Raw genomic sequence first — 26,328 nt, forward strand, 5'->3', positions numbered from 1 at the left:
CCCAAAAGTTAATAGCAAAAAACCTCTTAGATTATCTAAGAGGTTTTTTATGGTTTAAAGATAAGGTGATTAAAGAGGTTTACTCTTCTACCCACTCGCCATTACGCCAGTACACGCCCCAACGGGTGGCTTTGCCGTTTTTCTCAGAGCCAATATACTGCTCTTTTTTCTTCCGTGACCAACGTAGAATGGTTGGATTGCCATCTGGGTCTTCGTCTGGACCTGCAAACAGATACTGGAATTTATCTTCCATTTTATCTTTGATTTCGCGTAACTCAGCCAGCTTTGGTGGACGGGTTTCGCGTACTTTTGGGAATTTAGACGCGGCTAAGAACATCCCAGCCGCCCCTTCACGCAAGATAAAGTAATCATCATGTTTGGTCGATTTTAGCTCCGGCAGATGGATAGGCTCCATACGCGGCGGTGCCGCTTCACCAGTTTTAAGCACTTTACGCGTGTTATCACATTTCTGACAAGCAAAGTATGGCCCAAAACGTCCGGTTTTTAGTTCCATCTGTCCATCGCATTTATCACAGTCGATGGTTGGCGCATCTGAACCCGGTACTTCAAACTTACCTTCTTCTAGGATATAGCCGTCGCAATCAGGATTATTACCACAGATGTGCAGCTTTAGACCACCATCGACGATATAGCCATTCATCGCCGTTCCGCATTTCGGACAGCGTTTTTTCTCCATCAAATCTTTAACTTCGGCTGCTTCATCATCGCTGTCGCCATCATCAAGATTGGCAAACGCTTCGACTGGCATCAAGTTCTTGGTACCTTTGCAGCGCTCTTTTGGCGGTAAATTATAGCCAGTACAGCCTAAGAATACACCCGTTGAGCCGGTACGTAGTTGCATCGGACGATCGCAAATATCGCAATGGACGTCTGGCACATCGGTTGGATCATTCGGACGCATACCATCTTTTTCTTTGGCACGATCTAGAGTCTTTTTAAAGTCGCCATAAAAGTTATCGAGGACATCTTTCCAGTCGGTATCGCCTTCAGCAACATGGTCAAGCTTGTCTTCTAGCGCAGCAGTAAAGGTATAATCCATCAAATCTGGAAAACTAGCCGTCAGTCTGTCAGTGACGATATCGCCCATTTTTTCGGCAAATAAACGTTTGTTTTCAAGCTTCACATAGCCACGGTCTTGAATGGTTGAGATGATAGACGCATAAGTCGAAGGTCGACCGATGCCTTTTTTCTCAAGCTCTTTGACGAGGCTTGCCTCTGTGTAACGCGGTGGCGGCTTGGTAAAGTGTTGACTCGGATCGAGCTTATCGAGCGTTAACTTATCACCTTGTTTGACATCAGGTAATAAAGTATCGTCAGTCTTCGCTGGTGGCATGACTTTAGTAAAGCCATCAAACACTAGGGTGCGACCGCGGGCTTTTAGCTCAACATCGCCGGCAGCGACAAATAGATTCACGGATAAGTATTTCGCAGGCGTCATCTGACAAGCGACAAACTGACGCCAAATCAGCTCATACAGACGGATAGCATCACGCTCAACACCTTTTAACTGGGTTGATTTCATATTGACGTTAGACGGACGAATGGCTTCATGCGCCTCTTGTGCGCCTTGCTTATTGCCATAGAAGTTTGGCTTTTCTGGCACATACTTTGCGCCATAACTGTCTTCGATATAGCCACGTACGGCGGCTAATGCATCACCAGACAAGAAAGTCGAATCGGTACGCATATAAGTAATATGACCAGCTTCGTATAAACGCTGCGCCAAAATCATGGTTTTCTTAACTGAAAAGCCCAAGCGCGTACTGGCAGCTTGCTGCAATGTCGAGGTGATAAACGGCGCACTCGGACGCGACTGCGTTGGCTTCTCTTCGCGCTCTTTCACGATAAAGTCGTTTGAATTAAGAACTTCTAGTACTTTATCGGTCTGCTCTTTATTAACAAGCTTTAGCGTTTTGCCGTCTTGCTTGGTTGCCTCTAGACGAATCGCAATGTGCTCAGCGTCTGCCGCTTTCTTGGCTTTACTATCAGCAACATGAGTATCGGCGTGAATCTGCCAGTATTCTTCTGGAATAAAGGCGCGAATCTCATGTTCACGCTCGACGACCAAACGCATGGCGACCGACTGCACGCGACCAGCTGACAGACCGCGAGCGACTTTTTGCCAAAGTAGCGGCGATACCATAAAACCAACGACGCGGTCTAAAAAGCGCCGCGCTTGCTGCGCATTAACGCGGTCGATATCGAGCTTTGAGGGCTGTTTAAAGGCATTTTGAATAGCGGATTTGGTAATCTCATTAAAGACCACGCGCTCATATTTACTGTCTGCGCCGCCGATGACTTCTTTGAGATGCCAAGCAATCGCTTCCCCTTCTCTATCCATATCCGTTGCTAGATAGATTTTGTCAGCGTCTTTGGCGAGGGCTTTTAGCTCTTTGATAACCTTAGTCTTATTAGGCAATACCTCATAGACAGCCGCCCAGTCATGTTCTGGGTCGACGCCCATGCGCCGTACTAATGCCTGCTGGGTTTTTTCTTCTTTGCTTAGGCTGTCATCTTTTTTACTCGCGGCTGGCTTCTTCGCGCTTTTGCTCGCGCCCACTGGCAAATCACGGACATGACCGATACTTGAGCGGACGATAAAGTCGTCGCCTAAGTATTTATTAATGGTTTTTGCCTTGGCGGGTGATTCTACAATCACCAAAGACTTGCCTTTGGGTTGGTCTTTTGCCGTGGCTGGGCTTTTTTTGGTTGCGGTTTTTGCCATAAGTGACGACACCATAATAAGTAAATTAAAATAAGGATAAACTCGGCAGCTGGCAATTTATAATAGTTAGTTATAATGGCTCAGCGAATTATTGTAGTAATGGCGGCCGATAAAAACGGTTATAAAACAAACAATAACCATAACGCATAGATACAGTTATAAAGACGTTACACTGCAAAGCGTTAAGCTGTCAACTTAAAATGACTGAGAGTTTGCCAAAAGGACTTGCATATTGCCTCTTTATGGAGACGAAAAAATTTTTTACTAGCACCGTGCGTTTTTTATGCCGACTTTTGCATCTGTAATGCCCATTTCTCAAGGTTCTCTTTCATGATTAATAAGTCGCTTTCAATCGTTTGCTGCTGATAAGCAGGATTGGTCGCCGGACGCACATAAGCAATATCTTCCCAATAAATAACAATGCTATTCGACTTCACCAATAATGCTTTTACAAATGGCTCGATGCTGGCTGGCAGCGCTAAAGGTTCTTTATCCAAGCTAAAATTGGCTTGTACGGGTAAGCTTTTATTGTCGCTGCTATTGTTATCACTACTGCTGGCGTTACTTGCCGGACGCCATTGTCCATCTAGCACCTGATAGCGAGTTAATGGCAGCTTGACATTATCGAGCACCAAACCATATTGCCCAATCATGCCGCGACCATACTCATTGTCACGGCCTTTTACCCAATCAGGGCAAGTAACTAACTTGGGATTGAGCTGCAAACGGCGCGCCGTCATACGCAGCTTATCCAAACGCTGGTCGATACCGCTAGGTTTGAGCGCCATCATACTCCCTAATACAAATAGTACAATGGCGATCGCAATCCACATTCCCATAACAGTCTGACCTTTTAACAAAATTAATGGTGTGCTAGTGATTAAAACGTGCTGAATAATCTATCAGCGTGGCTCTTTATATAACAGCTTAAATATAAACGGCGACTATCTAGTCGCTTATAATGAGCGTAAACCTTTAAAAAACAAACGCTCGTAAATACTATCTTCTATAAAGGGCTAGTTGCTAGGCACACCTGACATTTACCAACGCCTTGCTATTTATAGTGGCATATCAAATACTTAGTACATAAAACCACTGATTCGATAACAAGATGCAAAAAGTTGGTCGCCTAAAAAGGTGCTATGATAAACCATAATTTTAAACGCGCGCAGGTTTATTATGAATTATCTTATTAAACAAAACTCATCGACTGCTGCATCAGTAAATAAAAGTGTCGGCAAACTTATCGGTAAATCTGGGCTGACCATCTCGCTAGTAGGCGTAGCTTTACTGACTTTATCGGGCTGCGCGACCACCCAAAGTCTGACGCCCGAACAATGCCAAAATAGTAACTGGCAAGAAGTCGGCTATGTCGATGGACTTCATGGACGCTCAGGTGCTTACTTTGGCAATTATACCAATCAATGCTCAAGTGTCGTTGGCGCAACGCCAAACCGCGTATTGTGGGAGCAAGGTCGTCAGCAAGGACTAAAAAACTACTGCACTGAGCTCAATGCCTATAAACTTGGCCGCGAAGGTTATGATTGGCAGCCTGTCTGTCCGCTCGAAGGCATCGAAAAGCTTGAAGAAGCTTACGCACAAGGACGCTACTATTATATGCGTCAGCGCGACCTTGATTATCTGCGCTCGCCGTATCCATTCGGTTATGGACCTGGACGCTTTGGCTACGGTTATCGCCCGTTTGGTTATGCTTGGTAAGCGTTATAGTTGATGCTCGCTATATAGTCAAAATATCCTGAAAACGCGACGGTATTGCTGATATCAATTTTTTGTAGCCTCGGTCTGCGTAGGCACAGCAAGCAAGAAAAATTGATATCAGCAGTGCGTGATGTATCGATATTACTTTTCACTCGCTATATCACCCACCGAATGCCATACAATCTACTAAATTGGCTTAAGGGTTGCTAAAAAAAGATAACCTCGCAAGGTTGCCCAAGCGAGGCGGGAGAGAAAGTTTATTATTTTAATTATTCTTGTTATTGTCGTGGTTATTTTCTTATTACTAAGCTTACTTATTTATCTTGCTAGCTTATTGTTTTAAAAACTATATTTACTGCTCATCTACTTATTAATCAGTCGTTTAAACTTTATTCGTTAACAAAAGCCACCTTCGTTAATCCTGCTTGACTGGCTGCCGCCAACACTTGCGCTACGGTATCATACCTACTTTCTTTATCGGCACGCAGCTGGATAGAAGGATCCTTGCCATTCGCCGACTGTTCTTGCAGACGCACTTCTAATGCTTCTATACTGATAGGCTTGTCATCCCAAAACAAACCTGCATCTTTATCGATGCTAATTTGAATCGCCTCGGGCGGTGTTTCATTGACCTCGGCACTGGTTTTCGGTAAATCCAATGGCACCGTTGGATTCAGTACGGTCGCTGTCAATAAAAAGATAATCATCAATACCAGCATGATATCGATAAGCGGAATAAGATTCATCTCATTCATGCTTTGACTGTCATCGTCACCCAATTGAAATGCCATAATTGTTCTCAATACCGTTAATTGTCGTCTTTGCTGCTCGTGCTTTTTTGGCTTATTATCTCTACTGAACCATCACTACAACTGCGATGGTGCGGATTTATGATAATGCTCAGCTTGTTTATCTGCATTTGACTGCTTCGTTAACTGCGTTACTTGATTAGTAGTATCACGTTGGACTGCTGGCTTTTGAATTGGCGCTTGTTGCACTGCAGCAAGCTCGCTAGATTGTGCCAATAAATCATGCGCTCTATCATTGGCGTGATACATGACGCGGCGATTGATACGTATCGCAAGGTTATAAAACACCACCGCCGGAATCGCAACAGCAATCCCTAAACCGGTCATAATAAGGGCCTCACCGACAGGTCCTGCGACTTGTCCTAATCCTGCTTGACCACTGACACCGATATTATGCAGCGCATGGAAAATACCCCACACCGTGCCAAACAGACCGATAAACGGCGCGATTGCTGCTGTCGTACCAAGTATCGGCAAACCGCGCTCACTGGCAAAACGATAGCGACCGATGTGCTTGAGTAACGTCTGCTCAATCACCAAACGCCGAGACGCGGCATCGCTTTCAACCAAACTGACCTGCTTACTATGAATCTGCGCACTCAAATCATCGGCGACGCTAGCTGCCAGTTTGCGACTTTGCAATATGCGAATGATACCCGTCACCCAAGAGGCAATAGATAAAATAAGAAGCAAAAAGAATAAGGTTCTGGTCACCATATCGCTATATTGCCAGTAGGTTGTAAAGTCCATATCAGACTCCTTAATGTGGGATGTCGTTACTTGTCATTTTATGATTGTTAGCAGTACGAGTTTTGATAACTATTTTCGTACATCGTTGCTATATTTCGCTGTGTTTCACTATATTTTGTATGTGTCGGTTGTTTTATATCTGCTTGTATAAATGCGCTTTTCTACACCCAGTCTTTTATATTTAAGGAACCGCATAGGCAATTGGCAGGGTGACATTGCCGACCACTGGCGCGCCGTTTTTGGTAAAGGGTTTGAATTTACCTGAACGCACTTGGCGCTGTGCTTCTTTATCTAACAGCGGATTTCCTGACGATTGGGCCACACGTATGCTATCGATACCGCCTTGTTTATTGACTCTTAATACCAACACCACGTTGAGCGTATCTCCCGAACGGGCGCGGCGAGCGGCGCGGTCAGGAAAGCTAAAGTTTGGCGCCGATGCCCAGTTCGCAGCACTGGCGGTAAAGTTGACAGGCTCATTACTTGCCGCAGCCGCAGCTTTGGCTGCAGCCTCTGCTTTTGCTCGAGCAGCGGCTTCCGCTTCTCTTTCAGCCTTTGCCTGCGCTGCTTTTTGCGCCGCCTCTTTAGCGGCATTGGCGTCTGCCTGCGCAGCTATTATACGGCGCTGTTCGTCAGCGACTGACTTATCAATAACTGGTGGCTTGTCTTCTATTTTTTTCTTTACAGGTGGTTCTTTTATAGGCGGCGTCTGTACAGGTTTTTCTTTCTGAACGATTGGTTCTTCTTCTCTTACCACTGGATCTACTGGCGTAACCGCTTTCATTTTTTGTTGCGTTTTTGGTTCAGGCTTGGGTTCGGGTTTAGACGTTGGTATAGATTCAGCTTTACTTTGCGGCACTTCCTCTACCTCAGTAACCACGTTTTCGATGGGTTGAGTAGGTAATGTGACCATTTGGATTTCAAGCGGCGGCGTCTCTTTAATGGGCTCATCTTTAAGCGTAGGCGCTTTGATGATCACCAAAGCGATTGCGGTAAGCAGGTGTAGCCCGACCACTAAAATAATAGCGATAAGTATCAATCTAAGTGGTGGCGCCTCTAAATCCGTTGAACTCATAACACCCTAACATTTAACCGTTATAGAATAGCGTAGATAATAATGCAAACGATAACTATTATCAATAGTAAATTATTAATCTCTCCATTTTTTTACTGCCTATCTTAAGCAAAGTTCTTGAGCAAAGTTGTTTAAAACTAAAAATTTAATGAATGAAAAGTCAGTTAATAAAAACCATTATCGTTAATATTGATAATAAGTCTCAATTACTTTATTATGGCAATTGTTTTTATAGTGAAAATAGCAAATGATCGTAAAACTTTAATTATAAAGCCGCTATTTTTTATCATTATTCTGCTGTTTTTTTAGCATTCTTATAACAATACCAACCAAACCTTTGATATACCGAGTTATTTATGACTACTACTTTATGTTCTAATCGTACCGCAAGCCTCCTTGTTAAACGTCCATTATTGACCGCCATGATGACCGCGTTCATTGCTAGTGTTGGCTTAGCAGGTTGTAGTTCGCCTGATTCAAGTGATAATGAGATAACAGAAACCAAAGCTGAAAACCAAACGGCTGATGCGGCCTCGAATGTAGCTGAAAATGACAACGTTTCTGTTGCGACCATCGCAGTTGATACGGTAAAAGGTAAAGTCGATTTGGCCATGAATCCATCACCATTGGTCGTTTATGATATGACCTTGATGCAAGATTTGGCGGCGCTTGACGTAGCGGTTGACGGTATGCCAAGTGGGCTACTTTTAGATAACTTACAGTCAAAAGTACATCCGGATCCTAAAGAAGTCGGCACGGTATTTGAGCCTGATCTTGAAGCGTTGAACGCCATGCAGCCGCAAGCAATTTTGATCGGCTCGCGTATGGCAGAAAAATACAATGAGCTATCGAGTATAGCACCCACGCTGGATATGAGCATTGATACGGCAAATATTTATGAGTCAAGCAAGCAGCGCTTACACGATTTGGGTGCGTTATTTGGCAAAAGCGATCAAGCAGTAAAATTGCAAGGCAATATTGACACGCTGATTGACGAGACCAAAGCCTTAACCAAAGAAAATAAAGGCAAAGGCTTGGTGGTCATGGTCAATGGCAATAAGCTGTCAGCCTATGGTGATAAGTCGCGTTATGGTTTTATTCACAGCGTATTAGATATTCCAATGGCAGATGATAAAATCACTGATGCGCGTCACGGTCAGCCTATCTCATTTGAATACATACAAAAGACCAATCCAGATTGGTTGTTCGTCGTCGATCGTAGCGCTGCAATCGGTGAAGATGGTGCGGGTGCCAAAGCCGTATTGGACAACCCACTGGTGGCGCAAACCACTGCGTGGGATAAAGCCCAGGTAGTGTATCTAAGCCCAGACTCTTACTTAGCCTTTGGTGGTTATTATCAGTGGCTACAGGATTTAACGACGATTAAAAACGCCTTTACTAAGGCAAAATAAATTTTGACGCTATACAAGATACAAGTAGCAGCTGTTGCTTATGACAGTTGCTATCCATAAAAATTTTCACACCCTATTCGTAAGCCAGTAGCCGTTATGCCATTATTTTCACCTCGTGCTCAAGCCAGCGTTAAAACCAGCTCTACTCTGCCAGCTGCGCCATCAAGCTGGCAGCCGAGTGCAAGTAGTGGCAGCCGCTACGCCCGTGATAAAAAGCGCCGCACTGCGATACCGCCGTGGTTAATAAACACAGCCAGCCTCATTATTATGGGGCTTTTGGTGTTATTAAGCTTATCCATTGGGGTGGCAGATTTTTCGTGGTCAGGTATTTTGCAAAGCCTTATCAGTCAAAGCGCCAACTCTGATAGCTCATTAATGTTGGTGAGCCGTATTCCGCGCACCGTTGCCATTATTTTGACGGGTATCGCGATGGCGGTGGCTGGGATGATTATTCAAGTGGTGCTGAAAAACCGCTTTGTGGAACCCTCGATGGTTGGGGCAACCCAAAGCGCCGCATTGGGATTACTGGTAGTCAGTTTATTGTTCCCAGCCAGCGCGCTACTGGTCAAAATGGGTGTCGCAACCATTGCGGCAGTCGCTGGCATGATGCTCTTTATGCTGCTGATACATCGCGTTCCGCCGACGGATTTTTTGATGATTCCACTGATTGGTATTGTCTTTGGTGGCATTATCGAGGCGATAACCACTTTTATCGCCTACCAAACGGAATCGCTACAGATGCTTAGCGTTTGGCAATTTGGCGACTTCTCTTCGGTATTAGCTGGACGTTACGAGCTGCTTTGGTTGACGGGCGCACTGTGCGTGCTGGCTTATATTATCGCTGATAAACTGACCATCGTTGGTTTAGGCGACAATATCGCGCTAAACTTGGGGATTAGTAAACGGCAAGTGACGTGGCTTGGCGTTGGCATGGTGGCGATGATGAGCGCTGTCGTCGTCGTAACCGTTGGTATGATTCCCTTTATCGGTTTGGTCGTACCCAATATCGTTAGCCGCATCATGGGCGATAAATTACGTCGCAGCTTGCCTGCAGTCGCGCTCTTGGGCGCATCAGCCGTGCTACTTTGTGATATTATCGGGCGCTCCATTCGTTATCCTTTTGAAGTGCCTGTGGCGACAGTTTTTGGTGTGGTCGGCACGGTGATATTTTTATGGTTGTTATTACGTGCGCCTGCTGAGCAATAAGCCCTAGCGCAATCTTGTCGCTGCCTGATTATTAACAATTTTCTTAATTTATTCGTCCTGTTGTCTGATTAGATAAGCTTGGCGTTGTTACTATTGAAGGTAGCATAGTAGGATTTATTCATGTTCTCATCGTCTAAGCATAACTTTATAAATGACAATTCTACCAAGACTGGCTCGGCAAAAAAGAGCGCTCTAGCAAATGCTACTTTAGAAAATGACAGCCTTGAAGATACCTCTACTCAAAACCCTTTAGCAAAACTTTGGACCTTTATCGCCAGTCATCCAAAATCCATTGCCGCGATTATCTTACTTATCTCAATGACACTGTTTTTGACACTTAACGTCAACGGCTATTGGGACTTTGCCCTGCCATTACGCGGTAAAAAATTACTGGCGCTAATGGTCGTCGGTTATGCCATCGGCGTATCGACCCTGCTCTTTCAAACCTTAACCCACAATCCTATTTTGACACCCTCCTTATTGGGCTTTGACTCACTGTATGTGTTATTACAAAGCTTATTGGTGTTCTTTTTAGGCGCAATTAGTTTTACCAGCATCAACCCCATTACCAAATTTACCCTTGAAATCGTCCTCATGTTTGGCGCGTCGTTATTGTTGTTTCGACTGTTGTTTTCAAAAAGCAGTCAGGATTTAACGCGGCTGATACTGGTAGGCGTTATTTTTGGCGTGTTGTTTCGCAGCTTATCAGCGCTGGTTGCACGGCTCATTAACCCCGATGACTTCGTGGTAGTCCAATCGGCCAGTTACGCGCAGTTTAATACGGTTAATCCGCAGCTTTTGGGCATTAGCTTTGTTATTTGCGTCATCAGTGCGCTATTTATCTGGCGCTGGCGCTATCAATGCGATGTCTTGATGTTGGGCAAACCACAAGCAATTAACCTTGGTATCAACTATCAACGCCTCGCCTTTGGGCTATTAACGGTCATTGCGGTATTAGTCGCTACGGCAACCGCCTTGGTCGGTCCGGTAACTTTTTTTGGCTTACTGGTCTGCGCCTTGACCAATCGTATCGCGCGCCATATGTATCACAGTGAGCGTCTGATATTGGTCAGCTTGGTAGCGATGATTTGCTTGGTCCTCGGTCAAACTATATTTGAGCAAGTACTCGGCATGGCGGGTGTATTGTCAGTAGTAATTGAATTGGCAGGCGGCTTGGTATTTTTATTACTCATATTTATGACCTATCGCCGCTAATGATGACTTTTTAAAACGCAACGGTTAAATTTTTCTAAAAACAAGAGCTGCTATGATTAAAATAAATAATGTCTCCCACCATATTGGCAAACAGCAAATCCTGCATGACATCAGCCTGTCTTTACCGCCCTCGCAAGTGATTGCCTTAATAGGGCCAAATGGTGCGGGTAAATCGACGCTGTTTTCGGTGATGTCGCGCTTGCAACCGTTACAATCAGGGCAGGTCAGTTTCGTTATAGGGAATGAGGAGCATGACATTGTCAGCTGTCATGCACGAACGCTGTCTAAGACCGTAGCCATGCTTGGGCAAGACAACCAAGTACAAGGTCGGTTGCGTGTGCATGAGCTGCTGATGTTTGGGCGCTATCCTTATCATCAAGGACAACCAACGGCTGATGATCAGCAAAAAGTGCAGGAAATTATCGAACGCTTTGAGCTTGAGCCGTTAGCCGAGCGCTTTTTATCGACGCTCTCTGGGGGTCAACGTCAACGCGTGCTGATTGCGATGATTGTCTGCCAAGATACACCGTACCTACTCCTTGATGAACCGCTCAACAATCTAGATATGTACCATGCTGGCCGTCTGATGCGTGAGCTGCGCGAATTGAGTCATACTGAGCAAAAAACCGTGGTGATTGTCTTGCACGACATCAATCAAGCTGCGCAATTTGCCGATACGGTAGTGACGATGAAAGAGGGTCGCGTACTGGCAACCGGCGCGCCTGTTGATGTACTCACGCATGAAACCATGAAAGAGCTGTACAAAGTCGATGTGACTGTCCTTAACCATCAAGGGCGACCCGTGATTGTCGATACGGTTTAAGTACTGGGTGTTTTATAGCTGTTTTTTAATAGCCGGTTTTCCGTAATGGTTTGAAAATTTATTTTTAATGGTCAATTTTTGCTTTAATCGGCTTTGACGAGCTTTGACCCATAAATACACACCGGTAGCGGACAAAACTGCCACGGCCAACCCTATCATTGCTAAAAATATTTGATACAGTAAATGAGCGTTACCCTGTCCAATATGTCCCATATGTAAGGTTGAGCACCATTGGTCGATTTTATTACCAAATGCGCTTTGATATCCGAAAGTGACCTTTTCAACTTTGCCAGTCGCCGCAGACACTGTGATAGACGAGGCACCACCATGAGTGCCGACATCTTTGTCGGTTTTAAAACGCATTTGCCATTGCCCCTCCTCTGTAAGCCTGCGGATACCAAATGTCTGCTGTACGGTTACGCCATTTTTTTGCGCAGCAATATGCGCTTGCTCAGTTAAATACGCAATACTATTCGCTTTATAAACAAAGGTATTACTACCCGTTTCAGTGCTCATTGGTGCAACGGCTGACATAGCCTGCTCGCTCGATTTATCTGTTGTCTTTGACTTGCCTTTTTCTTCTCTTTTACCCTCTCTACCTTCAAACCCAACCACTGCTTGCATCACGGGTTGATACACCGATTTTAAATTAAAACCGACACTCGACCACGCAATGACAAATAGCATCAGCCACAACCATAAACCAAAAGCGTGATGCAAATCATAATTGAGCTTAAAGGTATTGGTTTTGCGGCGGATTTTCCACGCCGGTAGCCAGCGCTTAATAAAAGACGCACGTTTTTTAGGCGTAGTTTTAGGTACAGTTTTCTGCAATGCTTTTTTACCGTTAATAGCTCTAGGAAAGGTCAAGTAAAAGCCAATAAAGCAGTTAATCGTCCAAATAAGGGCAATCAAACCTAGCAGCAGCTTACCAATATCGCCGAGCAATAAATCACGGTGCAACCAAAACACCTTCCACATGGTATTACGCCATGCCCACGCGTCTTTATCACGCGTTCCTACGATATCGCCGTTATAAGGATTGACATAAACCTCTTGAAACGGGGCTTTAGGTTGATTTTTAGCGCTTTGACCTCTGGCTCTATCGACCGAGAATACCGCAGATTTATCCGCTTCTAATGATGTTGGCATACTAGAAAAATTGTACTCTGGATAGGCGGCGATCACCTTGTCGTGCAGGGTTGCAATAGGAAGCTGTGGCCCATCTTGCCGCTCAATTTGAGCCAATTTATAATTAAACATATCATCTAGCTCTTCATGGAAAGCCAATAACGAGCCAGTAATGCCAGCCATGATTAAAAAGCCTGCCATCACAAGTCCAGTATAACGGTGAATCCAAAGACAAATACGGCGCAGATTCGATGCAAAAGAAGAGAAGGAAAGTGAAGTCATGAGTGCTGATTCTTTATGAATATATAGGGTTAATGGTGCTATAGCCGAAGCGTAATGTTTAAAAAGAAAGCTTGGGTGCCAAAAAATGGCGATAAAAAAGCCAGCTCTTTTTTATAAAAAGCTGGCTCTTTTGCTACTAAGAAATAAATGCAGGCTTAAAACTGATAGGTTAAAGAAGCTTTGATATTACGACCTGGCTCGAAGTCAGTAGCAACATCATCAATCGGGTTTAGGCGAGATGAGTGGCTAGCATAAGCTTCATCGAAAAGATTGTAAACGCCAACCGTCGCTTTTAGTCCTTCAATTTGTTTTGGCGAATAGTTCATAAATATATCATGAACGTCATAGCTTGGTTTTTCAATATCATTCGCGCTAGTATTTGGCATTACTGAAGCGACATAGGTACTGCGCCAGCCAATATCTGTGGTCTCCGTTGGACTATAAGCCAAATTGACCATATATTTATCACCCGACTCTGAGCTGCTTCCGGTCACTGATGGAATACTATAGCCTGTTTTGTCGCCTTTACTGCGCGCTCGCGAATAGCTCAAACCCATACTAAAGTTATTCATTTTATAATCAGCGGCGAGCTCAACGCCTTTAATTTTAAAATCTTCATCTTTATTGATGACGCCTTGGCAGGCTTCAGGGGCAGCGCTGGTACCTAATTGCCCAGTTGTGCAATTCATGCCAACTCTGCTACCACCTGCGCGTACAAACTCAATATAGTTTTCGATATCGGTTTCAAAATATTTACCGCTTAGTTGCAGGGCATCACCGGCGACCGTTAGGTGACGTAAGGTTGTAACGATTCCCACTTCAGCGTTAGACCCTTCTTCTGCTTTTAAGTCATTATTAACATACGTTTTATCACCGTCCGAATTAAAGATGGTTTGGCTTAAATCAGGACCATTAAATAACTGTGTGTAGCTAGCGAATACTTGCGTTAGTGGTGCAATCTCATAGCTTGCAGCAAGTGCACCGACGACATTGTCATAGGTTTTGCCCCCAGCGATAAACTCAGGAGATTTATAACGGTCATAACGCACACCGGGTGTTAAAGTGAGCTTACCGTTTCTCCATTGGTCTTCTAGATAAACAGAGGTGTTTGTTGCCTCGTCTGACCCTGTTTTAACGAAGTCGCGCTCCATCTCCGATTCTTTTTTGTAGTGCTCAATCCCAGAGATGAGCTTGTGCGTGCCAACATTCGTAGCAATGTCACTGGTGTTTTGGATTTTTGCGCCTGTGGTTTGAACTTGCGCGTTAAAATCAAAACCTGGATCATTGATATAATCAGAATCGCGCAAAATACGGGTTTTAGTCTGATACACATTGGTATCTATATCAATCAGCGGATTGCTAGGATTAAACTTATAATCAATACCATAAGTATCGCGCTTCACCTGTTGCGGAATTGGTGGCTCAGAGCGACTCGGAAAATCTGGACGGAATGGGAAAATCCCTTCTTTCTCAGTACGGCTAAAGCTTGCACCTACATGATGGTCATTACCAACATAAGCACCGGCTTTTAATAAGAAGCTCTCGCTCTCACTGTCTTCAAACAACTCACGGCCTTCACCGTCTTCACCCGAGCTGGTATCACGCTTGCCATAATAAGCCAATAAATCGACATTATCAGATGGTGCGCCAAAAACTGTGGCTGACGTCAGTAGCTCATCATTATTACTGGCATAACCTGCTTTTAGCTTGGCACCAATCTTTTGACCAGGTTTAAGTAAGTCAGCGGCATCGACCGTTTTAAAAGCAACCGCGCCGCCAAGTGCATCATTACCGAGCGTGACAGAATTGTTACCCACTGCCACATCCGCTTGTTTGAGCAAATCAGGATCAATGGTGATATCGCCCATATGATAGAACAGCTTGCCTTCTTGGCGCGCGCCATCAATGGTGACTTTTAGGTTGCTATCTTCAAGACCGCGAATACGAATGCGCTGGTTGACCGCTGACGTACCACCTATGGTCACGCCTGGCACCACATTTAAAAAATCGCTTAAATGGCTTGCTTGCTGTGCAGGCGTATAGTCTTCGACATCGACGCCATCCTCTTGCACCTTTTCACGTACCGAGCTATTGGCAGTTACGGTGATGGTTTGTAAGGTCGTACTAGGCACATCCGTTGCCGCAACCGCCAGCTGTGAACACAGAATTGCTGAAACAGCGACCGATAACACCGTTAATTGATTAGAAAATGTTGCTGACTTAACTTCACGCATAACACACTCACTTTACTTACTATTAGGATTGAAGGATTTAAGTGCCACTTTAGAAAGACAGTTTGAAAAAGATGGTCCGAAAAAAACAATTTGGGATTTTGCTTTTTATTTTCTATTAAAATTTTTGTGTTTTATTGATTGACCACGCCTACTCAATCAACAAATACATATAGAAATAACATGATTAACACTAATGATAATTATTAGCATTTGAAATATGACAGGCATAATAACGAAGTATTAACAATTTGGCAATAAATAAAGTAAGGAATTTAATTCAATAAGATAGACGACATTGTGAAAGTTAAGCAGCACCTAACATCGACTGCTATTAAGTACTTAATAGCAGTCGTAATTTTATTTGTCATAAGCGCTTTAAGGTTTTGTTAAATCGCCGAGATGAAACAAATTAATATTTTAATCGCAAAAAAAACATTGCAATAAGCAAGGCTTTCGCTATACCCTTAGATAACTGACTAATTAGTCAGGTTTTAATCACCATATCTGGCAATATTGATAAATAATGGTGAGCTGCTTTTATTTATTAGCACACGGAAAAGTGCGACTCTCTGTTGGAAAATTAGTAAATGCTTAGATAGCTAGAGAAACAAGATGAAGATCTAGAGTTTACTGAAAGGCTTTTTTAAGTCACGGACTCAACTCTCAAATCATCAGTTTTCCTACGCTGTTTAGGTCTACCTTCAGAGATTGGACTAAAAGTCACTTTAGGAGAAAGCCAAAATGAGTGAAGTTACTCAAGGAAACCCTGATTTATTATATGGACTGCATGACCGCCCTGCTCCTGCAAAAGCTTTCTTAGGGGCGGTACAGCACGTACTTGCCGCTTTCGTTGGTATTATCACGCCCTCTTTAATCATTGGTGGCGCTTTGGGATTGGGAGAGCACATCCCCTATCTGATTAGCATGTCACTGATGGTATCAGGGGTCGCCACCTTTATTCAGACCCGTAAAGTCGGGCCCGTCGGCTCGGGGCTGATGGCATTACAGGGCACCAGTTTTGGCTTTTTGGCTGCCGTCCTTGCCGCAGGTTTTGTGGTAAAAAATAAAGGCGGTAGCCCAGAGGAGATTCTTTCTGTCATCTTTGGCGTGTCATTCTTCGGCGCATTTGTCGAAATATTTTTAAGCCAGTTCATCACCAAACTTAAATCTTTGATGAGCCCTATCGTTACTGGCTGCGTCATTGTCACCATTGGTTTGTCTTTAACCAAAACAGGTCTGACTGATTTGGCGGGCGGGGTTGGTGCCGAAAACTTTGGTAGTATGGAAAATTTACTACTGGGCGGCGGGGTGCTGGTCAGCGTGGTGCTGATTAGCATCGTCAATAATAAAGTGATTCGCTCAAGCGCTATTTTTATCGGTCTGATGTTGGGCTTATTTGCGGCGATGTTGATGGGGCGTATTGACTTCTCTTTAGTCTCTGAAGCGCCATTACTTACCGTCCCTATTCCTTTTAAATACGGTTTGAGCTTTGATTGGCAAGCGTTTATTCCGATTGCCTTTATGTATATCATTACCAGTATCGAAACCTCAGGCGATTTGACCGCAACTTCAATGATTTCAGGCGAACCTATTCAAGGTCCTGTCTACGAAAAGCGTATCAAAGGCGGCGTGCTAGGTGATGGGATCAATTCGTGGATTGCCGCGGTATTTAATACCTTTCCGGTCACTACCTTTAGCCAAAATAACGGCGTCATTCAAATGACTGGTATCGCCAGCCGCTATGTGGGTTTTTATGTGGCGGCGATTTTATTTACCATGGGGCTATTCCCTATCCTTGGCGCTATCTTTACGCAGCTGCCAAAGCCTGTGGTTGGCGGCGTGACGCTATTGATGTTCGCAACCGTTGCTACTGCGGGTATCCGCATCCTATCCACAGTGAATTTTACCCACCGTAATATCTTAATTATTGCGACTTCGCTTGGTTTATCGATGGGTATCGCGTTTGTTCCTGATGTCTTTGCGCAAACGCCGCAGCTGTTCCGCAATATCTTTGGCTCGGCAGTGACCATGTCAGGTATCGTCGCTATCACGTTGGATATGATTTTGCCAAAGAACTATGGCGTCGAGTTTGATACGTCTGATCAACATATAGAAGATGGTCTAAAACCTGTGCGCGTGTTGCCGAAAAGTGAGGTTGAAGGTCAGCCGTTATAACGGCAGCGGGCTTGGTTGAATAAATGGCGCGCTATGTAAAATCCGCTATTCAAGCCCGCAACCGCGCAGAATAAAGGGTATTAAGAAGTCAGCCGCGCGCGCTTCATCTTGCTTATCATAAGCGTCTTTTTGTAGCAGACCGACGATTTCTGTTTCAAATTCTGCATAACGCTGCGTCGTTGCCCAAATCAAAATCAACAGCTGCAATGGGTCAGCGATACCAATTCTGCCTTGCTCATGCCAAGTTTTCATCACTTGTGATTTATCAAGCGCCCACTCTTTCATGGTTGTCGACATAAAGTCATGTAAATATGGGGCGCCGCCGATGACCTCTAACGCAAACAATTTATGACGGTTTGGATGCACAAACGCTTGGTGTAATTTGGTGCGTACAAACTTCTCTATCACGGCTTTTGGGTCGCTATCGACGGTCATTGTCACCAAACCATCGTTCCATTCTTCAATAATAGAGCGCAAAACCATTTTGTAGAGGTTTTTTTTATTTTTAAAGTAGTAATGGACATTGGCTTTTGGTAGTCCTGCCCGATCAGCAATGCCCTGCATCGTAGCGCCGCGATAGCTTTGTAATACAAACTCTTCTTCTGCAGCTGCCAAAATTACTGCTTGATTTTGGGCGCGGATATCTTGCTGATTACGATGAATAGGCGCCTCAGAATCGGACGCTTGAGATGTTTGATTAGGTTGGGTCATAAGATAAACCATTGGATAGGAGGATAAATAAGTAGCCATATTGCAACATATAACAGCACTGATAAGCCAATTTTATTTTTTATTTAGCGAAAATATAGCAGGGTTTTCGCCAGCGTATAAAAATAATTTGCATAAAACAGTTGACCAAATGGTCAGGTTTAAGCAGAATGGATGTTATTAAACCACTTACAACTCAATTAAAACATAACAATAAAAAGCTTAAAATTTAAATGAAAAGGATGACACCGTGAGCTTAACACTAGCGCAATTTAATGCCCTCTCGCCAGACGAAGCACTCTCAAAACTATTGACCTGCTGCACTAGCAGCAAATGGGCGCATGACGTAGCAGGCGCTCGCCCTTTTGCAGATATAGACGACCTACTTGCCAGTAGCGACAAGGCTTGGCAGCAAGCGCAAACCCAAGAAGCCAATTTGCTTGAGGCCTTTGATGGTCATCCACAAATCGGCAACGTTGACTCATTAAAAGAAAAATACCGCAATACGCAAGACAGCGCGGCGCATGAGCAATCTGGTGCCAATAATGCTGACATGGATGTCATTGAAGCATTGGCAAAAGGCAATCAAGAGTATCTTGCTAAATTTGGCTTTATCTTTATCGTCTTTGCGACGGGCAAAAGCGCGCAAGAAATGCTGGATTTATTACTCACACGCCTGCCAAACGACCGCGCCACTGAGCTACTAAATGCGGCTACTGAGCAAAATAAAATTACCCGTTTGCGCTTACAAAAACTACTCGGCACTGCTTAAAGCAAATGTGCTTATTTTTACTATATAAAAGGAATGATCATGTCAGGCACTCTCTCTTCCCACATTTTAGATACCCATCTTGGCAAACCTGCCGCTGATATCGCAGTCACCCTCCACCGCGTGCCTGCAAACGGTGAGACCTATCTATTGGCAACAGGTGTCACCAACGCCGATGGTCGAGTTGCCGCTGACAGCTGGAAATTTGATACTAGTATCGATATCGCTAAATATCATTTAGATGTTGGCCGTTATACCTTGACGTTTGCGACCCAAGCCTATTTTGACGCGCAAAATCTCACGGCATTTTACCCGCAAGTAGTCATCGATTTTATGATCAGTGATGGCGGTCATTACCATGTACCGCTACTGCTCAGCGCACACGGCTATAGTACCTATCGCGGCTCATAAATGAATGGCTTAATGGATTTATAGCTGTCTGTTTTACCGTTTTCAATTAACGACAGAACGCTGAACCAAACATTGAATAAAAAAGTATTGCAAAGAAAAGGACAATTCGCGCATGGGTGCATATCTTCTCGACTGGGTCGCTTTATTTTTCCGCTGGTTTCACGTCATCGCTGGCGTGGCTTGGATTGGCGCCTCCTTTTACTTTGTTTGGCTAGACATGAGTTTGCGTAAGCCGCCACAGTGGAAGGCGGACAAGGGTATATCCGGCGACTTATGGGCGGTACACGGCGGCGGTTTTTATGAAATTGCCAAATATAAGCTTGAACCAGAAGAGATGCCAAAAACCCTGCATTGGTTTAAATGGGAAGCTTATACCACTTGGCTTACTGGCATGGCGATGCTGGCTATCGTTTATTATTTCAATGCGACTGCCTATCTGATTGATCCCAGTAAAGTCGCTTTTGGCAGCAGTATCGGCGCGATTTCGACCAGCTTATTGTTTTTATTTGGTAGCTACTTTCTGTATGAAGTGATTGTTCGTAGTCGTCTTGGTAAAAACTCGCTGATTTTTAGCAGTATTATCTTTATATTACTAGTGATCGCTTGCTGGGGCTCTTATCAGCTATTTAGTGATCGCGCTTCATTTATTCATATTGGTGCCATTTTAGGGACGGTAATGGCGGGGAACGTCTTCTTTGGTATTATGCCTGCTCAGCGCGCGTTGGTAGATTGTGTGCGCCGCGGTGTGAAGCCCGGCAAAGAAGTGGCGGATTTGGCGCTACAAGCAAAAAACCGCTCGCTGATGAATAACTACTTTACCCTGCCGCTTATCTTTACCATGATTAGCAACCACTATCCGATGATGTATTCACATGCGCACGGTTGGTTGGTGTTGGTATTTGTCGGTATCATCACAGCAACGGTACGTCATTATTTTAATCAAAAACACTTGGGGCATCACAAGCCAAAATTCCTCTGGATTCCGGCATTAGCAATAGTATTATTGATTATTTGGATGCGTCCTGCCCCTGTTGAGCCATTACCCGCTGCTAGTGCCTCTGTTTCTACAGCAAACGCTACACCAGACACTACATCAGACACTACGCCACCAGTTACTGCTGGTTCAGCCGATAACTCGGAAATGAGTGCTGCTACCGAAACTGGCGCTGCCAATGAAGCGGCTACCGAAGTCGTACCTGTGACTGCCTCAGCAGATGATGCCATTATGGATATCGTCCACACCCGTTGTACCACTTGCCACGCGGCGCAGCCAACCCAGCAAGGATTTGCCGCACCGCCATCGGGCATCATTTTGCAGACGCCAGCAGACATGAAAATCCATCAAGACAAAATTGTCACAGCGGTACAAACTGGCTATATGCCACTGGGCAATCTCACTCAATTGACCGATGCAGAACGCCAACAACTCGTCGCTTACGCTTCAGGGCTATAGTTATTTAATGAGACAGTTATTTAGTCAGATAATTAGTTAATGAGCCGACAGTAGAAATACTCACCTTTAATTTGCTTTATTGTATTTAGGATAGTTTAAAAATGAGTCAAAAAATAACCAGTGATTTTAATCACGGCACCTACCCGCGTGATTTAAAAGGCTATGCAGGCAATCCGCCAAAGGCCAACTGGCCGGGCGGCGCGAAAATTGCCGTGCAGTTTGTATTAAACATTGAAGAAGGCGCGGAAAATAGCGTCATTCATGGCGATGGCCAATCAGAGCGCTTTTTATCGGATGTACTAGGTACGCCAGAATTTAACAACCGCCACCAATCTATCGAATCCGCCTTTGAGTATGGTAGCCGCGTGGGCGTTTGGCGCGTGTTAGATACCTTTAAAGAGTATGGCCTGCCCATCACTACCTTTACCTGCGCCGCCGCTGCTGAAAAAACGCCGCATATTATCGAGCGCGTGCTAGAAGATGGTCACGAAATCGCCAGTCACGGGCTACGCTGGATTACTTATCAATACATGTACCGCGAAACGGAACGCGAACACGTGCGCCGCGCCACCGAAATCTTCGAGCGTATGCTTGGTCGTCAGCCGCTTGGTTGGTATACCGGCCGCGATAGTCCCAACACGCGTGAGCTGGTCGCTGAACAAGGCGGTTATATCTATGATTCAGACTCTTATGCTGACGAGCTGCCCTACTGGCTCAATGTCAAAGTAGAAGATGGGCAAACAATCGCCCGCAAGCCGCATTTGGTCATTCCTTATAGTTTAGAGACCAATGATATGCGCTTTGCTTCAAGCCCTGGTTTTACCAATGCTGAGCCTTTTTATCAATACTTAAAGGACAGCTTTGATACCTTGTATGAAGAAGGGGATAAAAATGGTAAAAACGAACCCAAAATGCTGACCATCGGTTTGCACTGCCGCATCATTGGCCGTGCGGGCCGTATCACTGCTCTCAAAAAATTCTTGCAATACATTACTAGCAAACCCGATGTCTGGATATGCCGCCGCGATGACATTGCCAAACACTGGTATGAAAACCATCCAGCTACTGCCGATAACATCGCCAACTGGATGTAATCATCTGGCGCTAGCTAAACTAAATACATAAAACTGCTCATTAAATAAAAGGTGACATCATGACTACCACAATTATCGCGAGGCCTTTAACCAAGGCCGAATTTGCACCTTATGGTACGGTGATTGAACCCTATGACAAAGAAGAGCAGACCTCTGAAAACTGCTTCTTTATTAATAAAGGCTATGCGTGTCGACATCATGCGATTACTCAGGCTACGCTTGATGGCGGCGATGTTGGCTTCAGTATCTTTCGTGCCAAAAAGCGCGAACTGCCTATCGCCTTATCGGTGATGGAGTATCATCCCTTTGGGTCGCAAGCGTTCTTTTCGATGAATGGTCAAGATTATATTGTCGTCGTCGCACCAGCTGGTGAACCACCACGTTCGGCCGCTGATTTATCAGTGTTTTATGCCAAATCGCATCAAGGCGTACAATACGATGCCAATGTCTGGCACCATCCACTGTTGGCACTTGGTCAAGATTCTGATTTTTTGGTCATTGACCGTATCAATGGTGAGGGTAATAACTGCTACGAACTGGCGATTGATGATTGGCAAGTGAATATTGAAGTAGAAAATGGGCAAGTCGATCCAAATACACAAATCGCAGACTAAGCTGAACTATTTAAGCTATTTTTAATGCCTTGCTTAAATGAAAATAAGACTTAAACAGCCGTACTCACCCTTTATCTCTTGAAGATAGACACTAATTTAACACAGCAAAACCCCCTAAGGATTATTAATAATGCCAATTAAAAGTACCTATTACGCCCCAACTGGCGGCTTACCGCCGCAAACGCAACTGTTATCTGACCGCGCTATTTTTACCGAAGCGTATGCGATTATCCCCAAACGGGTGCTCACCGATATTGTGATTAGCTACCTGCCGTTTTGGGAAGGTATGCGCATGTGGGTGATTGCGCGTCCTTTAAGCGGTTTTGCAGAAACTTTTTCACAGTACATCGTTGAAGTCGCCCCAAACGGCGGCTCCGACAAGCCTGAGCTCGACACTAATGCCGAAGCCGTGCTGTTTGTCGTTGAAGGTGAGATGGATATTACTATCGAAGGCGTAGCCCATCATCTTGAAGCCGGTGGTTATGCTTTCTTACCACCTGCCTGTCAATGGACGCTAAAAAATAATAGTAATGAGCCTGTTAAATTTCACTGGATTCGCAAAGCCTATCAGTTTGTAGAAGGACTTGATGCGCCAGAAGCCTTTGTCACCAGCGATCATGATGTTGAAGCAATTGAGATGCCAGAAACCAATGGTGTTTGGAAAACCACGAGATTTACCGAACAGTCTGATATGCGTCACGATATGCACGTCAATATCGTTACTTTTCAACCAGGCGGCGTGATTCCGTTTGATGAAACCCATGTCATGGAACATGGTTTATATGTGCTAGAAGGTAAAGCCGTCTATCACTTAAACGGTGAATGGGTCGAAGTTGAAGCAGGTGATTTTATGTGGCTACGCGCATTTTGCCCGCAATCTTGTTACGCCGGGGGCCCTGGTCCATTTAGGTATTTACTCTATAAAGACGTAAATAGACACATGCCGTTTATACGTCCACAGCGTTAATTTATCTAAAATTATAAATGACCTAAAAGCCAGCATATCACCATGCGCTGGCTTTTATTTTTATTTTCAATTTAACCTTCAACATCAAGCGTTAAACAAATAACGCTAAACGTCCAAACACGTTACTTGTTTTTCTTGTACTACTGTACTAGAATACTGAAACGAAACAATATTTTGCTTATTATCCTTTCTCTTACTAAGATTATATATTATGAGCGCCAATCCTTATCACAGTCTATTAACTCATTTAGCCAGCTGTCACGATAGTAGCGCTATCGACGAGCTATTTACTGCGCTATTGACCGATAAAGAACAACAAGAAATCGCCAATCGCATCCGTATTTTTGATTTGTTAGAGCGCGGTATCACCCAGCGTGAGATATCTGAGCAGCTCGGCGTCGGTATCGCCACTGTCTCGCGCGGTGCGAAAGCCATGCAAAGTCACGATGTGAGCGCCCTACTTAAAACTCATAGAGAAAATTCGCATAAAAAAGACGCTTAATTGGGCAAAAACATAATTTCATTCTGCCTTATTTTTTTGATAAATCATTGAACTATTTTGGACATCGTTATGACCGCTTCTACTTCCAAGCCTGACCAACCTGCTGCTATCGAAATTCCTAGCAAACCACAGCGTATCAAACTCACGCAGGATATAGATTTTTTTGCGTTATTTAAGCGTATTGAGCACGCTTTTGAAACTTGTTATTTGCTTGAATCATTGGGCGAGGATGGACATATGGCGCGCCACCATGCCATTGGTTTTGACCCAGTGATGACTATTGCCGCTATCGACCGTACCACCTTAGCAATTACTGATAATAAAACCGCCGAAACCACACATTATCAAACTGACAATCCTTATCAGCTATTACGCAGCATCACCCCGCAGCACGTTATTGCGCGCGACCAAAGCGGCGGACTGGTTGGCTACTTGGGTTATGACAGTGTTAATTTCTTTGAGCCAAGTCTCAACGCCAAAGCCAGTGATGATTTTGAACCCTTTAAATTTGGCGTGTATTTAGATGGCTTAACGCTTGATAAGATGACCGGCGAAATATTCTATTTTTACTATCCAACCGCGCAGCAAGAAAATCGCATCGAGCAAATCAAAGCCTTACTTGAAGCCCCCATCCCCAATTATGAACCACCCTCAGTAGAGTTTTTGGGGGATGGCATGAGTCAAGAGGAGCATGCCAAAGCGGTGCTGCAAGTCAAAGAAGACATCATCTCTGGGCGCATCTTTCAGTGCGAAGTTGGCTTTAAATCCAAATATCGCATTTTCGGCGACAAGATGCCAATTTACGAAAAGCTACGCGCGGTTAATCCGTCACCGCATATGTATTTTATGAAATTTTCTCAGCAATGCATCATTGGCGCCTCGCCTGAGTTGCTGTTTCGCCTGCGTCAAGGTGAGATGGAAACCTACCCATTAGCGGGCACTGCCAAGCGCGGCGTCGATATCGCAGAAGACCGTAAGCTTGCCCGCGCGCTACTGAATGATGCCAAAGAGATTGCCGAGCACAATATGCTCGTTGACTTGCATCGTAACGATATCGGCCGTGTGGCACAATTTGGTACGGTAAAGGTGCGTAGCCTCATGGATATCAAACGCTTCTCACACGTGCAGCACATTTCTTCTGAAATCGTCGGAATTTTGCACCCCGATGAAGATATGTTTAGCGCCCTTGCCAGCAACTTCCCCGCCGGTACTTTATCAGGGGCGCCAAAAGTGGAAGCCATTAAAGTGATTAATGAGCTTGAGCCTGATGGTCGCGGTGCTTATGGCGGCGCACTTGGCTCATTTAATTTTAATGGTGATTGTATTTTTGCCATTCCTATTCGCAGTCTATTTATCAATGGTGAGTCGGCTTATGCGCAAACTTGCGGCGGCAATGTTTACGACTCCAATCCTGCTGATGAATACTTAGAAATCCAGCGTAAGCTGTCAGCGATGAAAGTGGTGTTAGACAGCTTTATGACAGCGTGAATCCATTGTACTTTTGCTAAAGAGCTTATGCCTTATGAATGTTTTAATTATCGACAACTACGACTCTTTTACCTTTAACCTTTATCAATATATTGGCGAGATTTTACAGACCATGGATGGTGATAAAGACGGCGCTAAACAAGCGGCAAATGTCATCGTCAAACGTAATAACGAAATTACCTTGGCTGACGTACAGGCGATGAATCTTGACCGCATTATCATCTCACCCGGCCCTGGCGCGCCTGACGACTCGGCCTATTTTGGTATTTGCGCCGAAGTGATTGAGGTTATGGGCAAGACGACGCCGCTATTGGGCGTTTGCTTGGGCATGCAGGGCATTGCGCATGTCTTTGGCGGCGAAGTGGTACGAGCCAGCGTACCAATGCATGGCAAAGTCTCAGCCATTCGCCATGATAATGCAGGTGTCTATCAAGGCTTGCCACAAGAGATAGAAATCATGCGCTATCATTCCTTGATGGTAAAGGCAGATACGCTACCAGACTGCTTAACTGTTACCGCCGTCGTGAGTAATGACGCCCATCATGACTTAAGACTGACAGATGCAGCGGTCGCAGGTGATGAGATTATGGGACTTGCGCACACTGACTACCCGATACAAGGTGTGCAATTTCACCCAGAGTCGTTTGCGACTGAGGGGGCGAAGCGTTTATTAACGAATTTTTTATTGCAGGTGTAATGCAGGGTTTTAAAAGGCTAATGTTAAAAAGCATAAAGGTATAGTCAA

General features: G+C 44.7%; 23 protein-coding genes. 15 read left to right on the forward strand and 8 right to left on the reverse strand.

Annotation, left to right across the window (positions count from 1 at the left end):
* Positions 1-79: 79 nt before the first annotated feature.
* Both topA and ACPEGP_RS06040 read right to left on the reverse strand, forming a co-directional pair.
* Complete coding sequence (gene topA / locus ACPEGP_RS06035) at positions 80-2,746, reverse strand: type I DNA topoisomerase (protein WP_423812901.1); 2,667 nt, start codon at positions 2,744-2,746, stop codon at positions 80-82.
* Positions 2,747-3,027: 281 nt separating this feature from the next.
* Entirely contained in the window at positions 3,028-3,585 is a 558-nt protein-coding gene (locus ACPEGP_RS06040) for a hypothetical protein (RefSeq protein ID WP_193032204.1), read from the reverse strand.
* 340 nt (positions 3,586-3,925) lie between these two features.
* Here ACPEGP_RS06040 and ACPEGP_RS06045 point away from each other — a divergent pair, with 340 nt between their 5' ends.
* Positions 3,926-4,465, forward strand: coding sequence for a DUF2799 domain-containing protein (locus ACPEGP_RS06045; RefSeq protein ID WP_423812902.1), 540 nt, complete (start codon positions 3,926-3,928; stop codon positions 4,463-4,465).
* Between the two features lie 389 nt (positions 4,466-4,854).
* Here ACPEGP_RS06045 and ACPEGP_RS06050 read toward each other — a convergent pair whose 3' ends face one another.
* The 3 genes from ACPEGP_RS06050 to ACPEGP_RS06060 form a co-directional block, all read right to left on the reverse strand.
* A complete protein-coding gene (locus ACPEGP_RS06050) occupies positions 4,855-5,256 on the reverse strand; it encodes an ExbD/TolR family protein (protein ID WP_068407187.1) in 402 nt (133 codons plus the stop codon).
* Between the two features lie 75 nt (positions 5,257-5,331).
* Positions 5,332-6,024, reverse strand: a complete 693-nt coding sequence (locus tag ACPEGP_RS06055) for a MotA/TolQ/ExbB proton channel family protein (RefSeq protein WP_201589216.1) — start codon at positions 6,022-6,024, stop codon at positions 5,332-5,334.
* Positions 6,025-6,205: 181 nt separating this feature from the next.
* Positions 6,206-7,099, reverse strand: a complete 894-nt coding sequence (locus ACPEGP_RS06060) for an energy transducer TonB (protein WP_423812903.1) — start codon at positions 7,097-7,099, stop codon at positions 6,206-6,208.
* A 356-nt stretch (positions 7,100-7,455) separates the two neighbouring features.
* On the opposite strand from ACPEGP_RS06060, the gene ACPEGP_RS06065 reads away from it, so the two are divergent.
* The 4 genes from ACPEGP_RS06065 to ACPEGP_RS06080 all read left to right on the forward strand — a co-directional run bounded on the left by ACPEGP_RS06065 (position 7,456) and on the right by ACPEGP_RS06080 (position 11,755).
* A complete protein-coding gene (locus tag ACPEGP_RS06065) occupies positions 7,456-8,511 on the forward strand; it encodes a siderophore ABC transporter substrate-binding protein (RefSeq protein WP_191690457.1) in 1,056 nt (351 codons plus the stop codon).
* Between the two features lie 96 nt (positions 8,512-8,607).
* A complete protein-coding gene (locus ACPEGP_RS06070) occupies positions 8,608-9,717 on the forward strand; it encodes an ABC transporter permease (protein WP_423812904.1) in 1,110 nt (369 codons plus the stop codon).
* Between the two features lie 120 nt (positions 9,718-9,837).
* Positions 9,838-10,932, forward strand: coding sequence for an iron chelate uptake ABC transporter family permease subunit (locus tag ACPEGP_RS06075; RefSeq protein ID WP_201589224.1), 1,095 nt, complete (start codon positions 9,838-9,840; stop codon positions 10,930-10,932).
* A 52-nt stretch (positions 10,933-10,984) separates the two neighbouring features.
* On the forward strand, positions 10,985-11,755 hold the full coding sequence (locus tag ACPEGP_RS06080; RefSeq protein WP_296192612.1) for an ABC transporter ATP-binding protein: 771 nt from the start codon (positions 10,985-10,987) through the stop codon (positions 11,753-11,755).
* A gap of 12 nt (positions 11,756-11,767) precedes the next feature.
* Here the strand turns inward: ACPEGP_RS06080 and ACPEGP_RS06085 are convergent, their stop codons facing one another.
* Complete coding sequence (locus ACPEGP_RS06085) at positions 11,768-13,168, reverse strand: PepSY-associated TM helix domain-containing protein (protein WP_423812905.1); 1,401 nt, start codon at positions 13,166-13,168, stop codon at positions 11,768-11,770.
* Positions 13,169-13,323: 155 nt separating this feature from the next.
* Positions 13,324-15,402: a TonB-dependent receptor domain-containing protein gene (locus tag ACPEGP_RS06090; RefSeq protein WP_423812906.1), complete on the reverse strand. Its 2,079-nt coding sequence runs from the start codon at positions 15,400-15,402 to the stop codon at positions 13,324-13,326.
* 741 nt (positions 15,403-16,143) lie between these two features.
* On the opposite strand from ACPEGP_RS06090, the gene ACPEGP_RS06095 reads away from it, so the two are divergent.
* Complete coding sequence (locus tag ACPEGP_RS06095; protein WP_313205798.1) at positions 16,144-17,577, forward strand: uracil-xanthine permease family protein; 1,434 nt, start codon at positions 16,144-16,146, stop codon at positions 17,575-17,577.
* 45 nt (positions 17,578-17,622) lie between these two features.
* Here the strand turns inward: ACPEGP_RS06095 and ACPEGP_RS06100 are convergent, their stop codons facing one another.
* Positions 17,623-18,288 (reverse strand): TetR/AcrR family transcriptional regulator, encoded by a 666-nt coding sequence (locus ACPEGP_RS06100; protein WP_068407211.1) that lies wholly within the window; start codon positions 18,286-18,288, stop codon positions 17,623-17,625.
* Between the two features lie 247 nt (positions 18,289-18,535).
* Between ACPEGP_RS06100 and uraD the strand changes: the two genes are divergently transcribed.
* From uraD to ACPEGP_RS06145, 9 genes are all read left to right on the forward strand, one after another.
* On the forward strand, positions 18,536-19,057 hold the full coding sequence (gene uraD / locus ACPEGP_RS06105) for a 2-oxo-4-hydroxy-4-carboxy-5-ureidoimidazoline decarboxylase (protein WP_068407214.1): 522 nt from the start codon (positions 18,536-18,538) through the stop codon (positions 19,055-19,057).
* Between the two features lie 39 nt (positions 19,058-19,096).
* The gene (gene uraH, locus ACPEGP_RS06110) at positions 19,097-19,465 is read left to right on the forward strand and encodes a hydroxyisourate hydrolase (protein ID WP_068407216.1); all 369 of its coding nucleotides are present in this window, start codon (positions 19,097-19,099) and stop codon (positions 19,463-19,465) included.
* 112 nt (positions 19,466-19,577) lie between these two features.
* Entirely contained in the window at positions 19,578-20,918 is a 1,341-nt protein-coding gene (locus tag ACPEGP_RS06115; RefSeq protein WP_423812907.1) for a urate hydroxylase PuuD, read from the forward strand.
* 101 nt (positions 20,919-21,019) lie between these two features.
* Entirely contained in the window at positions 21,020-22,012 is a 993-nt protein-coding gene (puuE, locus tag ACPEGP_RS06120) for an allantoinase PuuE (protein WP_423812908.1), read from the forward strand.
* A 59-nt stretch (positions 22,013-22,071) separates the two neighbouring features.
* A complete protein-coding gene (locus tag ACPEGP_RS06125; protein ID WP_423812909.1) occupies positions 22,072-22,626 on the forward strand; it encodes an ureidoglycolate lyase in 555 nt (184 codons plus the stop codon).
* A gap of 130 nt (positions 22,627-22,756) precedes the next feature.
* Positions 22,757-23,593 carry a bifunctional allantoicase/(S)-ureidoglycine aminohydrolase gene (locus ACPEGP_RS06130; RefSeq protein ID WP_068407228.1) on the forward strand — a complete coding sequence of 279 codons (837 nt, stop codon included), beginning with the start codon at positions 22,757-22,759 and terminating at the stop codon, positions 23,591-23,593.
* Positions 23,594-23,804: 211 nt separating this feature from the next.
* Positions 23,805-24,095 carry a Trp family transcriptional regulator gene (locus ACPEGP_RS06135; protein ID WP_423812910.1) on the forward strand — a complete coding sequence of 97 codons (291 nt, stop codon included), beginning with the start codon at positions 23,805-23,807 and terminating at the stop codon, positions 24,093-24,095.
* Positions 24,096-24,164: 69 nt separating this feature from the next.
* Entirely contained in the window at positions 24,165-25,583 is a 1,419-nt protein-coding gene (locus ACPEGP_RS06140; RefSeq protein WP_289047489.1) for an anthranilate synthase component I family protein, read from the forward strand.
* Positions 25,584-25,617: 34 nt separating this feature from the next.
* A complete protein-coding gene (locus ACPEGP_RS06145) occupies positions 25,618-26,280 on the forward strand; it encodes an anthranilate synthase component II (RefSeq protein WP_144296992.1) in 663 nt (220 codons plus the stop codon).
* Positions 26,281-26,328: the final 48 nt, after the last annotated feature.

Origin of the sequence: Psychrobacter sp. 219-2-C (genome assembly GCF_049560815.1) — a bacterium.
Taxonomy (GTDB): domain Bacteria; phylum Pseudomonadota; class Gammaproteobacteria; order Pseudomonadales; family Moraxellaceae; genus Psychrobacter; species Psychrobacter faecalis.

Bases quoted from the DNA above. Each gene is read 5' to 3' on its own strand.
- ACPEGP_RS06090 (WP_423812906.1), bottom strand. From the start codon at position 15,402: ATGCGTGAAGTTAAGTCAGCAACATTTTCTAATCAATTAACGGTGTTA.
- ACPEGP_RS06065 (WP_191690457.1), top strand. From the start codon at position 7,456: ATGACTACTACTTTATGTTCTAATCGTACCGCAAGCCTCCTTGTTAAA.
- ACPEGP_RS06100 (WP_068407211.1), bottom strand. From the start codon at position 18,288: ATGACCCAACCTAATCAAACATCTCAAGCGTCCGATTCTGAGGCGCCT.
- ACPEGP_RS06075 (WP_201589224.1), top strand. From the start codon at position 9,838: ATGTTCTCATCGTCTAAGCATAACTTTATAAATGACAATTCTACCAAG.
- ACPEGP_RS06055 (WP_201589216.1), bottom strand. From the start codon at position 6,024: ATGGACTTTACAACCTACTGGCAATATAGCGATATGGTGACCAGAACC.
- ACPEGP_RS06130 (WP_068407228.1), top strand. From the start codon at position 22,757: ATGCCAATTAAAAGTACCTATTACGCCCCAACTGGCGGCTTACCGCCG.
- ACPEGP_RS06060 (WP_423812903.1), bottom strand. From the start codon at position 7,099: ATGAGTTCAACGGATTTAGAGGCGCCACCACTTAGATTGATACTTATC.
- uraH (WP_068407216.1), top strand. From the start codon at position 19,097: ATGTCAGGCACTCTCTCTTCCCACATTTTAGATACCCATCTTGGCAAA.
- ACPEGP_RS06095 (WP_313205798.1), top strand. From the start codon at position 16,144: ATGAGTGAAGTTACTCAAGGAAACCCTGATTTATTATATGGACTGCAT.
- ACPEGP_RS06050 (WP_068407187.1), bottom strand. From the start codon at position 5,256: ATGGCATTTCAATTGGGTGACGATGACAGTCAAAGCATGAATGAGATG.
- ACPEGP_RS06085 (WP_423812905.1), bottom strand. From the start codon at position 13,168: ATGACTTCACTTTCCTTCTCTTCTTTTGCATCGAATCTGCGCCGTATT.
- ACPEGP_RS06140 (WP_289047489.1), top strand. From the start codon at position 24,165: ATGACCGCTTCTACTTCCAAGCCTGACCAACCTGCTGCTATCGAAATT.
- ACPEGP_RS06125 (WP_423812909.1), top strand. From the start codon at position 22,072: ATGACTACCACAATTATCGCGAGGCCTTTAACCAAGGCCGAATTTGCA.
- ACPEGP_RS06045 (WP_423812902.1), top strand. From the start codon at position 3,926: ATGAATTATCTTATTAAACAAAACTCATCGACTGCTGCATCAGTAAAT.
- ACPEGP_RS06070 (WP_423812904.1), top strand. From the start codon at position 8,608: ATGCCATTATTTTCACCTCGTGCTCAAGCCAGCGTTAAAACCAGCTCT.
- ACPEGP_RS06135 (WP_423812910.1), top strand. From the start codon at position 23,805: ATGAGCGCCAATCCTTATCACAGTCTATTAACTCATTTAGCCAGCTGT.
- ACPEGP_RS06145 (WP_144296992.1), top strand. From the start codon at position 25,618: ATGAATGTTTTAATTATCGACAACTACGACTCTTTTACCTTTAACCTT.
- ACPEGP_RS06080 (WP_296192612.1), top strand. From the start codon at position 10,985: ATGATTAAAATAAATAATGTCTCCCACCATATTGGCAAACAGCAAATC.
- puuE (WP_423812908.1), top strand. From the start codon at position 21,020: ATGAGTCAAAAAATAACCAGTGATTTTAATCACGGCACCTACCCGCGT.
- ACPEGP_RS06115 (WP_423812907.1), top strand. From the start codon at position 19,578: ATGGGTGCATATCTTCTCGACTGGGTCGCTTTATTTTTCCGCTGGTTT.
- ACPEGP_RS06040 (WP_193032204.1), bottom strand. From the start codon at position 3,585: ATGGGAATGTGGATTGCGATCGCCATTGTACTATTTGTATTAGGGAGT.
- topA (WP_423812901.1), bottom strand. From the start codon at position 2,746: ATGGCAAAAACCGCAACCAAAAAAAGCCCAGCCACGGCAAAAGACCAA.